General features: G+C 55.9%; 8 protein-coding genes and 2 pseudogenes. 9 read left to right on the top strand and 1 reads right to left on the bottom strand.

Features of this window, described 5'->3' with window-relative positions; genetic code table 11:
• Positions 1–171 precede the first annotated feature (171 nt).
• The 8 genes and pseudogenes from gatC to PACILC2_RS04890 all read left to right on the top strand — a co-directional run bounded on the left by gatC (position 172) and on the right by PACILC2_RS04890 (position 8,198).
• Positions 172–459, top strand: a complete 288-nt coding sequence (gene gatC / locus PACILC2_RS04925; RefSeq protein ID WP_062495281.1) for an Asp-tRNA(Asn)/Glu-tRNA(Gln) amidotransferase subunit GatC — start codon at positions 172–174, stop codon at positions 457–459.
• 32 nt (positions 460–491) lie between these two features.
• Positions 492–1,949 carry an Asp-tRNA(Asn)/Glu-tRNA(Gln) amidotransferase subunit GatA gene (gatA, locus tag PACILC2_RS04920; protein WP_062495279.1) on the top strand — a complete coding sequence of 486 codons (1,458 nt, stop codon included), beginning with the start codon at positions 492–494 and terminating at the stop codon, positions 1,947–1,949.
• Positions 1,950–2,003: 54 nt separating this feature from the next.
• Positions 2,004–3,433, top strand: a pseudogene (gatB, locus tag PACILC2_RS04915) (Asp-tRNA(Asn)/Glu-tRNA(Gln) amidotransferase subunit GatB).
• Between the two features lie 184 nt (positions 3,434–3,617).
• On the top strand, positions 3,618–3,893 hold the full coding sequence (locus tag PACILC2_RS04910; RefSeq protein ID WP_145977276.1) for an MgtC/SapB family protein: 276 nt from the start codon (positions 3,618–3,620) through the stop codon (positions 3,891–3,893).
• Entirely contained in the window at positions 3,872–4,633 is a 762-nt protein-coding gene (locus PACILC2_RS04905; protein ID WP_213527846.1) for a DUF6677 family protein, read from the top strand. The genes PACILC2_RS04910 and PACILC2_RS04905 overlap by 22 nt, the downstream gene beginning before the upstream one ends.
• The gene (locus PACILC2_RS04900; protein ID WP_213527844.1) at positions 4,597–5,811 is read left to right on the top strand and encodes a DUF4097 family beta strand repeat-containing protein; all 1,215 of its coding nucleotides are present in this window, start codon (positions 4,597–4,599) and stop codon (positions 5,809–5,811) included. The genes PACILC2_RS04905 and PACILC2_RS04900 overlap by 37 nt, the downstream gene beginning before the upstream one ends.
• Positions 5,812–5,913: 102 nt before the next feature.
• A complete protein-coding gene (gene perR / locus PACILC2_RS04895; RefSeq protein WP_062495273.1) occupies positions 5,914–6,348 on the top strand; it encodes a peroxide-responsive transcriptional repressor PerR in 435 nt (144 codons plus the stop codon).
• Between the two features lie 125 nt (positions 6,349–6,473).
• The gene (locus PACILC2_RS04890; RefSeq protein WP_062495271.1) at positions 6,474–8,198 is read left to right on the top strand and encodes a glycosyl hydrolase family 18 protein; all 1,725 of its coding nucleotides are present in this window, start codon (positions 6,474–6,476) and stop codon (positions 8,196–8,198) included.
• Between the two features lie 132 nt (positions 8,199–8,330).
• Here the strand turns inward: PACILC2_RS04890 and PACILC2_RS04885 are convergent.
• Positions 8,331–8,753, bottom strand: a pseudogene (locus PACILC2_RS04885) (YgzB family protein); the annotation flags it as partial.
• A gap of 122 nt (positions 8,754–8,875) precedes the next feature.
• Between PACILC2_RS04885 and PACILC2_RS04880 the strand changes: the two are divergent.
• On the top strand, positions 8,876–9,766 hold the full coding sequence (locus PACILC2_RS04880; protein ID WP_213527841.1) for a nucleotidyltransferase-like protein: 891 nt from the start codon (positions 8,876–8,878) through the stop codon (positions 9,764–9,766).
• Positions 9,767–10,015 lie beyond the last annotated feature (249 nt).

The following is a 10,015-nucleotide window of genomic DNA, read 5'->3' as shown; positions in this document are numbered from 1 at the left end:
TTTTGGGACAGCCCCTTCTTCATGCCGGGAAGTCCGCCGGATGCGCGCACGTTCTCATGTCCGCTCCGTCTTATGACCGTTCCGTCTTAAGTCTGCTTCGTCTCGTTGAGTTCGTCCCCCATCTTCGTCTATAATAGGTAGAATGAGCAGAAGCAAAAGGAGGAATGACGGATGAGCATTACGGTAAAGGATGTCGAACATGTCGCCGATCTGGCTCGACTCGAGCTGTCCGACCAGGAAAAAGAATTGTTTACGGAACAGCTGAACGCCATTCTGAAATATGCGGAGAAGCTGGGCGAGCTCGACACGGACGATGTGGAGCCGACGAGCCATGTGCTGCCGCTCGCGGATGTCATGCGCGACGATGAGGTGCGCGAATCGCTGCCGCTGGAAGCGGTTATGCGTAACGCGCCGGACGAGGAAGACGGCCAGTTCAAAGTGCCGGCCGTATTGGAATAAACGACCGTTCATGTTGAAGGGAGGAACGACTGTTGGCACTGTTTGACATGCGCCTGCAGCAACTGCACGAACAATTACACGACAAGGAGCTGTCGGTCGCCGAGCTGGTAGACGAATCCTACCGCCGGATCAAGGAGACGGACCCGTCCATCCGGGCCTTTATTACATTGAATGAGGAGCAAGCGCGGGAGCAGGCCGCCGAGCTGGACCGGCAGCTTGCCGCCGGGGCGGAACGCGGACTGCTGTTCGGGCTTCCGGCCGGCATCAAGGACAACATCGTCACCGAGGGGCTGCTGACGACCTGTGCAAGCCGCTTTCTGAGCAATTACAATCCGATCTATGACGCGACCGTCGTCAAAAAACTGAAATCCGCCCAGTCCGTCACCGTCGGGAAGCTGAATATGGACGAATTCGCGATGGGCGGCTCGAACGAAAACTCCGGGTTCTTCCCGACCCGCAACCCGTGGAACACCGATTACGTCCCCGGCGGCTCCAGCGGCGGCTCGGCCGCTTCGGTCGCGGCCGGACAAGTCTATTTTGCGCTCGGTTCGGACACCGGAGGATCGATCCGCCAGCCTGCCGCCTACTGCGGAATTGTCGGGCTGAAGCCGACCTACGGGCTCGTGTCCCGGTTCGGCCTCGTCGCGTTCGCGTCTTCGCTGGATCAGATCGGACCGCTGACGAAGAACGTCGAAGACGCCGCTTACGTGCTGCAAGCGATCGCGGGCTACGATCCGATGGATTCGACGTCGGCAAATGTGGACATCCCGGACTATATTTCCGCTTTGACCGGGGACGTCAAAGGCATGCGGATCGGGGTGCCGAAGGAATATATGGGCCAGGGCATCGATCCGAAGGTGAAGGAAGCAATTCTGGCGGCGTTGAAAGTATTCGAAGGGCTCGGCGCGACCTGGGAGGAAGTGTCCCTGCCGCATACGGAATATGCGGTGGCGACGTACTACCTGCTCGCTTCGTCCGAAGCGTCGTCCAATCTTGCCCGGTTTGACGGCGTCCGCTACGGCGTCCGCGCCGACAATCCGGACAATCTGCTGGATCTGTACCGCAAATCGCGCAGCCAGGGCTTCGGTCCGGAAGTCAAGCGCCGCATTATGCTCGGCACGTATGCGCTCAGTTCCGGCTATTATGACGCTTATTATTTGAAAGCGCAAAAAGTGCGCACCCTGATCAAGCGCGATTTCGACAACGTGTTCGCCAATTATGACGTCATTATCGGGCCGACGGCGCCGACGACGGCGTTCCGCATCGGCGAGCAGATCGGCGATCCGCTCACCATGTATTTAAACGATATTTGCACGATCCCGGTCAGCCTTGCCGGCGTTCCGGCCATCAGCGTGCCGTGCGGCATGGCCGACGGCTTGCCGATCGGCCTGCAAATTATCGGCAAGCCTTTCGACGAGACGACCGTGCTGCGTACGGCTCACGCCTTCGAGCAGCATACCGACCATCACAAGCGGCGCCCGCAGCTGTAAGCGTGGCGAACGAAGCACGTTAGAGCAGGAGGAACGAGAACAATGTCTGAAGCAATAGCATACGAGACGGTGATCGGCCTCGAAGTGCACGTCGAGCTGCATACGAAGAGCAAAATTTTTGCGGCTGCTCCACGTCCTTCGGCGCGCCGCCGAATACGCATACTTGTCCGATCTGCCTCGGGCATCCGGGCGTGCTGCCGGTGTTGAACCGGCAAGCCGTCGAATACGCGATGAAGGCGGCGATGGCGCTCAACTGCACGATCGCCGATGTCAGCAAATTCGACCGGAAAAACTATTTTTACCCCGATTCACCGAAAGCGTATCAGATTTCCCAGTACGACCAGCCGATCGGCCGGGATGGCTGGATCGATATCGAAGTTAACGGCCAGACGAAGCGGATCGGCATTACGCGGCTTCATTTGGAAGAGGACGCGGGCAAGCTGACGCATGTAAGCGGCGGACAAGCTTCGCTCGTCGACTTCAACCGGGTCGGCACGCCGCTGCTCGAGATCGTTTCCGAGCCGGATATCCGATCGCCCGAAGAAGCGAGAGCGTATCTGGAAAAGCTGAAGGCGATCATGCAGTACTGTGACGTTTCGGACGTCAAGATGGAGCAGGGCAGCCTGCGCTGCGACGCGAACATCAGTCTGCGTCCTTATGGCCAGAAGGAGTTCGGCACCAAGACGGAACTGAAGAACATGAACTCCTTCCGCGGAGTGCAGCGGGGACTTGAATACGAGCAGTGGCGGCAGGCCGACGTGCTCGACAGCGGCGGCCGCGTCGTTCAGGAGACGCGCCGCTGGGACGAAGCGCAAGGGCGCACGGTGTCGATGCGCAGCAAGGAAGAGGCGCATGACTACCGCTACTTCCCCGATCCCGATCTGGTTAAACTGATCATCGACGACGAATGGAAAGCGCGCGTACGCGCGACGATCCCTGAGCTGCCGGATGCCCGCAAGGCGCGCTACACGACCGATTACGGCCTCTCTTCCTATGATGCGGAAGTGATTACGTCTTCGAAGAAGCTGGCGGATTTGTTCGAGGAGAGCCTGGCATACACGAAAGACGCCAAAGCGGTGGCCAACTGGATCATGGGCGATCTGCTCGGCCATCTGAATGCGAACAATCTGGAAATCGGCGACGTGCCGATCACCGGTCAAGGTCTCGGAGAAATGATCGGATTGATCGAGAAAGGAACGATCAGCAACAAAATCGCCAAGACCGTCTTCAAGGAAATGCTCGAGTCGGGCAAGCTCCCGCAGCAGATTGTTGAGGAAAAAGGGCTTGTGCAGATCAGCGACGAAGGCGCCATTCGCGAAATTGTAAATCGAGTCGTCGAGGCGAACCCGCAATCGGTAGAAGATTACAAGGCCGGCAAGCAAAAGGCGATCGGTTTCCTTGTCGGACAAGTCATGAAAGAAACGAAAGGCAAAGCGAACCCCGGACTTGTCAACCAGCTGCTTGCGGAACGGTTGAACGGTTAGACTTCCGGCGTATAAGGCTGCAGGCCGATAGAAGAGAAGATGCCCCGCTCAAGAAGCGGCGGCATCTTTTTACTTTTTCTATATCCCGTTTTCTAGTATGATACAGACAAGCCGGTACCAAGCTGCGCGTATAGTAATGGAGACATACGATTCGTGCATAAGAGGAAAGGCAGGGGATTCGTCTATGACACTTGGCTCTTGCTTGCTGACGCTGCTTTTCAGTTGCGGCTTCCCGGCTTTCGCCGGCAAGTCGAACGGCCGGGCCGACCCGGCGGCAGTCATTACCGGTATCGGATTTTCGGGCGAGGGGACGATAAATACGGGAAAGTCGAGCATCGGTCCGACAGCGGCTTCTTCCTCGGAGGCTGCTGCGGCGATCGTGTCCAAGCGGCAAACGGTTCCCGCGCCGTTGGATAAAATCAAGCATCCCGGAGGCGCTTGCGCCGTGAGCTCGGTATGAAGGGCGTCATGCCGCCGGAAGGCACGCGGGAGAAAAGCCGGTTAGCCGCAGGACTGCTCGCATTTTTCGTTCCCGGAGCCGGTCATTTGTATCTCGGATATTATGCCAAAGGCATTCTGCTGCTTGGGGCGCTGCTGCTCGACATCGCGACGATGATTCGTTTGGCCGATTCAGCGGGCGGCCGGCATTTGCTGCTTATCGTGTATTTGGGTCTTGCCTTGCCTGTTCTTTATTTTTACAGTGTGTTCGATACGCTTCAATTGACGGCTAGTCCGGCCGCGAAATCGCCGGTGAGAGAAGAACGGCCTTCCCCGGCGACCGATATTATACAGGGACTGGCTGTTTTGGCGACCGGGGCATTGCTGCTATTCATCGTTCGGATGCCCGGCGAATTTATTCCGCTGTTCGACCGTGCGGCCGATTATGCACCCGGTATCGGACTTTTGATAATAGCAGCCCTGTTATGCGTACGTCCGGGCAGCCGCGTTCCGCGTCTCGGCCGATTGACTTCAATCCTGCTGATTGTATCGGTTGCGGTTTTGCTTCTGTGGGACCGTGCCCAAAACCGCAACGATCTGGTGCTGCTGGAACAATGGTGGCCTGCCGTTTTTTGCTGCTCGGGCTCGAATTTGTCGGATATGGCGTTTGGCACGCCTATCGGCGCCGGCCGCTCCGTCTGGCGTTCGATGCGGCTGCGGGGGTTTTGGCTTTTGTCATTGCGGCGGCGGCATACGGGGTGACGCAATATGCTGCGCTGCCCTTCCGCTGGCTCGATCAATGGAATGTGGATATTGCCGGGCTGGGGGATCTGGGGGACGAGAAAGGCTTCCGGTATGTCCTGCCGTCAACCGCCAAGCCGCTCGGTCCGGAGACGAAAACGATCGCGATCGACAATCCTAACGGAGAAGTGACCGTACTGGCGGGCGAAGGCGATGAAGTGCGGGTGGAGGCGGTGCTCTGGGTCGATTTGCCGGATAAAGCCGCGGCGGATGCCGTAGCCGACCGGTCACGCATAGAACTTGCGGCAGGCGAAGAATTCCGGATCGAAGCGAAAGGCGAGCTTTACGGGGCGAACGGAAGCCGCACCCCCCGCATAAATATGAAAGTGACGCTGCCGGCGGATAAACTGGACGCTTACGCGAACTTAAGCGGCCATACTGCCGCGGGCGGCGAAAGTTCGGCGGCGGAAACACCGGAACGGGAAGCGGACGGGCTGCCATCGCCCGATCCGGCGAACGGACCGGAGCCGGATGAAACGGCCGGAACGGACGAGGCGGCGGACGAACCGCTGTCGGAAGAGGCGAAGCCGCTCGCGTTGTACGTTCAGACCGGCAGCGGGACGCTGAGCGTGAAAGGATTGACGCTGCCCGGCGGTTTGACCGCTCGTAATGCCAGCGGCGAAATTCAAATATCGCAAATTACCGGCGATGTCCATGCCGCGACGAAGAACGGCGGTATAACGGTCAGCCGCGTGCAGGGCAGTGCCGAATTGCAAACGGCGAACGGAGCGATCGCCGCATCCCGCATAAGCGGGGACGTGAACGCTTCGACGACGAACGGGGCCATTCAACTGACGCGAATCGACGGCAACGTCGCGGTCGATGCGAAGAACGGCCGGATCGGCATTAAGGAAGCGGCACGCACCGTCAAAGCCTATACGTTAAACGGCAGCATCAGCGCTGCAAGCTCCGTTGTCGGCGGCAATTGGGACATTGACAGCTCGGTGGGCGAAATAAGCCTCGAACTGCCGGACGATGGCAGCTATTCGATTTACGGCTCGGTCACCTTCGGCAGTATCGAAACGGAATTGCCGTTCGCAGTCAGCCAAAAAACGGTGCAGGGCGCGATCGGCGACGGCGTTTACCGCATTAATATCGATGCCAATAACAGCATCTTCATAAAAAGGTACATCCCGTAAAACATGAGAAATCAGGGAAGTTGCGTTGACAAAAGAGGAAAAATGCACGTACAATAACGTTAACTACACACAACGTTTACTTCGAGAAAGGCGTGAGGGGAAATGGGTGCCAAAGTCGAACAAGCGCTTGAACAATTGAAAATGAACGGCGTTCGTATGACCCCGCAGCGTCACGCCATCCTGAGCTATTTAATGAATTCGATGACACATCCGACGGCTGATGAAATTTACAAAGCTTTGTCTCCGTCTTTTCCGAGCATGAGCGTTGCAACGATTTACAATAATTTGCGGCTGTTTGTTGAGGCCGGACTTGTCAGGGAATTGACCTACGGCGACGATTCCAGCCGTTTCGACGCTGACTTGTCGGACCACTATCATGCAATATGCAAGTCGTGCGGACAAATTGTCGACTTCGATTATCCGCCGCTGCTGGAAGTGGAGAGAGCGGCCTCCCGCGAAACAGGCTTTCTGGTGGAAGGCCATCGGATGGAAATTTACGGTTTATGCTCCAACTGCAAATCGGTCCACAAAAACTGAAAGGTTGTCGTAACGTATAGACAGGAGGGCGGTTCGCGGCGCTTGAACGCGCAGATCGGCTGGTAGGAACCATGCCGGCTGCGCGTTTTCATTTTTTTGTCCGGGACAGGAGGTTGAAGGCAGAGGTGAAGGTCCGTTACACTCGCCGCAGATCGCGGCGAAGGGGCGGCAGATGGAGAAATTTGATGACGTTTTGCGGCTTGATGGCTCTCGCATTCGGTATTTGGATTATTTATTTGAAATTTGTCCCGAATTTTTCGTACTTTGATATCGACTACGGAGCGGAGCATCCGATCGTTTTCAACGGCGAATTGATGAAGGAAGGCGCCGTATTGGAAAATGGCGAGCCGAAGCTTCCGTTATCGGTCGCGCAGCTGGCCGCCGGGTCCAAGGAATCGATCCGGTATGAAGAACAATCCGGCTCGATTATTATGACGACTTCCGATAAAGTATTGCGCATGAAGACCGAGGCGCTTACCGCCGCCTTGAATGAAAAACCGCTTGAGCTGCGTTTCGCCGCGGAAGCGCGCGACGGCACCGTTTATTTGCCGATAGAACCGCTCGAGCAGTTATATGGACTGTACGCGGAAGTGGCGGAGTCGACGGGCATTGTGACCGTTCTTGCGGCGGGACAGGCGGTTCAGCTGGCCGAAGCCGTTGAAGAGGCGAAAATGCGCAGCGAGCCGACGATCAGGGCGCCGATCGTTGAAGCACTGCCGGCGAACGCCGTCTTCCGGGTATGGGGAGAGAAGGACGGATGGTACCGGCTGCAAAGCCCGGGAGGCTATATCGGTTACATCTCCAAACGGGATGTGAAGCTGCGGGAAGCGGAAAAGATACCGGAGCCGGAAAGAAGCGAGCCATTTGTCGCCTGGAACAAGCCGGGACAGAAAATCAATATGACCTGGGAAGCGGTTTATAATCGCAATCCCGACCCGTCCAAGATCGGACCGCTGCCCGGCGTAAACGTCGTCAGTCCAACTTGGTTCGAACTGCTGGACGGGGACGGCAAAATCCGCAGCAAAGCGGATGCGGCCTATGTCAGATGGGCGCACCGCAACAACAAGCAGGTGTGGGGCCTGTTCAGCAACGGTTTCGAACCGGAGCGGACGACCGAAGCGCTGGCCGATGCGGACACCCGGTTTTCCATGATCAAGCAGTTGCTCGCCTATGCGAAAATGTTCAATTTGCAAGGAATCAATATTGATTTTGAAAATGTTTATACGAAGGACAAGGAAAATCTCGTTCAATTCGTGCGGGAGCTGACACCGCTTCTGCATGAACAAAACCTGGCTGTGTCGATCGATGTGACGCCCAAATCGAACAGCGAAATGTGGTCGGCGTTTCTGGACCGCCGCGAGCTTGGCCGGATTGTCGATTATATGATCGTCATGGCGTACGACGAACATTGGGCTTCCAGTCCGAAAGCGGGGTCGGTCGCCTCGCTGCCTTGGACCGAAGCATCCGTTAAACGGATCATCGAAGAAGATGGCGTGCCGCCGGAGAAGCTCATTCTCGGCATGCCGCTCTATACCCGCATATGGACGGAGAAGCAAGGAGAATCCGGCGTCGAAGTAAGCTCGAAAGCGGTAGGGATGGACCAGGTTGCGGACATTATAGCCCAGCGGAAGCTGAAGCCCGAATTTGACGAATCCGCCGGACAGCATTACGTCGAATATGAAGAGAACGGCGCGTTACAGCGCATATGGATCGAGGATGAGCGCTCGGCGGCGTCGAGGGTGGGGCTGGTGCGCAAATACGATCTCGCAGGCGTCGCGACCTGGCAGCGTTCATTCGGCTCGGCTGAAATTTGGCCGGCAATCGACCGGTTTCTGAAGCAAAAATCTTGATTATTGTCCGGACTCGATACTTAATCATAAAATGAACTTATCGGCTTATCATTTAAAACAGCGCAAGAACCCGTCTGCCCTTTGAGGCATGAACGGGTTCTTGTGCTTCATAGGCCGGTCGGCTTAGCCGGCTCAGGTGGTTGCTTGGGAAGATGAAGATTTGTCTGCCGGATGCGCATGGTGTTGTTCCCCGCGGTTTTCGTCCCCGTCATCCTCTTCGACAGCCGGAATTTCCGTCGCTTTGCTGATATCATACGTCAAAATCGTTTTGCAAAACATGCACCGGTCGGTTTTGCCCAACATTTTCGTTTGCCGTCCGCATTCGGGGCATTCCAGCACCGTTGTGCTCGTCGACATCATACCGGCCCAGAAATAAACGGCGACGCTGGCCATCAGCGCGATCATGCCGAATACCATAAAAATGCCGGCAATCACTTTGCCGATTTGCGGTCCCCAAAAAACAATGCCCGCGGTGCCGACGACCATAAGGCCCATGCCGAGCAACGTGAAGACGAGGCCCCACAGCCGGAACTCGTTAAGCTTGCTTGTTTTGAAAACATTTGGTCATCTCCCTCGATCAACACGTTTTCTGACGGTCAGGCAGGAAACGCGGTAAGCTTTGTCGAACATATTCCTTGCAGTGTTATATTATAGCCGAAACCGGGCGGTGAAGCTATATGGAGGATCAAGTGCAGTATACGAAAGAGCAATATATCGACGCTTTGAAGACGATGCCGGGCCTCGTCAGTTTGGTCATGATCGATAACCCGTACCCTTACAGTCCGATTATCGACGGCTTGGATCAGATGTTGCTGGTTATATTGGACGACGCCGTAGCGGCTACCGGTCATATCGCCCTCGAGGGCAAAAGGATGCTGGTACGGACCGTTGGGCAAACTGAACTGGAGCGATCGATCGCCAGCGGGGAACACCGCAGTTTGATCCAATGGCTGGTACGGGGAGGAATCGTTGTGGACCGGGACGGGTATTTGGAACGGCTGCGTCATAAACTTCTTCTATTTCCGGATGATTTGCGCCAGCGGAAGCAGCTTGTCGAATTTGCCGGCTTCCTGCGCACTTATTTGCAAGCCAAACAAGACCTGCAGGACAAAAATGTGCTCGATGCATACAGCCATGTCCTGAACGCCCTGCATCATTGGGCCCATATTGTGCTCATCGAAGCGGGTCACCACCCGGAACTGACCGTATGGCGGCAAATGCGCCGTTTTCATCCCGGCATCTACAAGCTGTTCGAAGAATTGACCGCCAGTCCCGAATCGCTGGAGCAGCGGGTCAAGCTTGTTTTGCTGGCGTGTGAATTTTCCGTCATGAGCAAAATGAAATCGAGCTGTTCACTGCTGTTTCATATTCTGTCGAGCCGCAAAGAGCCTTGGAGCATTTCGGAGCTTCAGCAGCATCCGGCGATATCCGGTTTGCACGTCGATCTTTCGCTAGTCGTTCAGCAGCTGGTCAAACGGTCTTACGTGCGGGAAGTTGCGATCATGCCTGCGGAAGGCGATCCCGATGCGCTCGAACTTCGCTACAGACTTGCGGAATCCATGGCTTGACGATTTGAAATGTGTATGTTAAATTAATGCTCGTCCCTCTTAGCAAGAACGATTTCCTGAAAGATGCAATCAAATTTTTTAAAAAAAGTTCTTGCATATGCATAGGAGACTGTGATATATTATAAAAGTCGCCGCTGAAACGGCGGTGAAACGAAAACAGCATTTGTTCTTTGAAAACTGAACAACGAGCGAACTGCCCCGTCAATGAGGAATTGACGGAAGCAACAATAATGAGCACAATCAACTTTA

The organism is Paenibacillus cisolokensis (assembly GCF_018403665.1).
GTDB classification, from domain to species: Bacteria; Bacillota; Bacilli; order Paenibacillales; family Paenibacillaceae; genus Paenibacillus_AH; species Paenibacillus_AH cisolokensis.
This window is presented reverse-complemented; position numbering and strand designations above follow the sequence as displayed.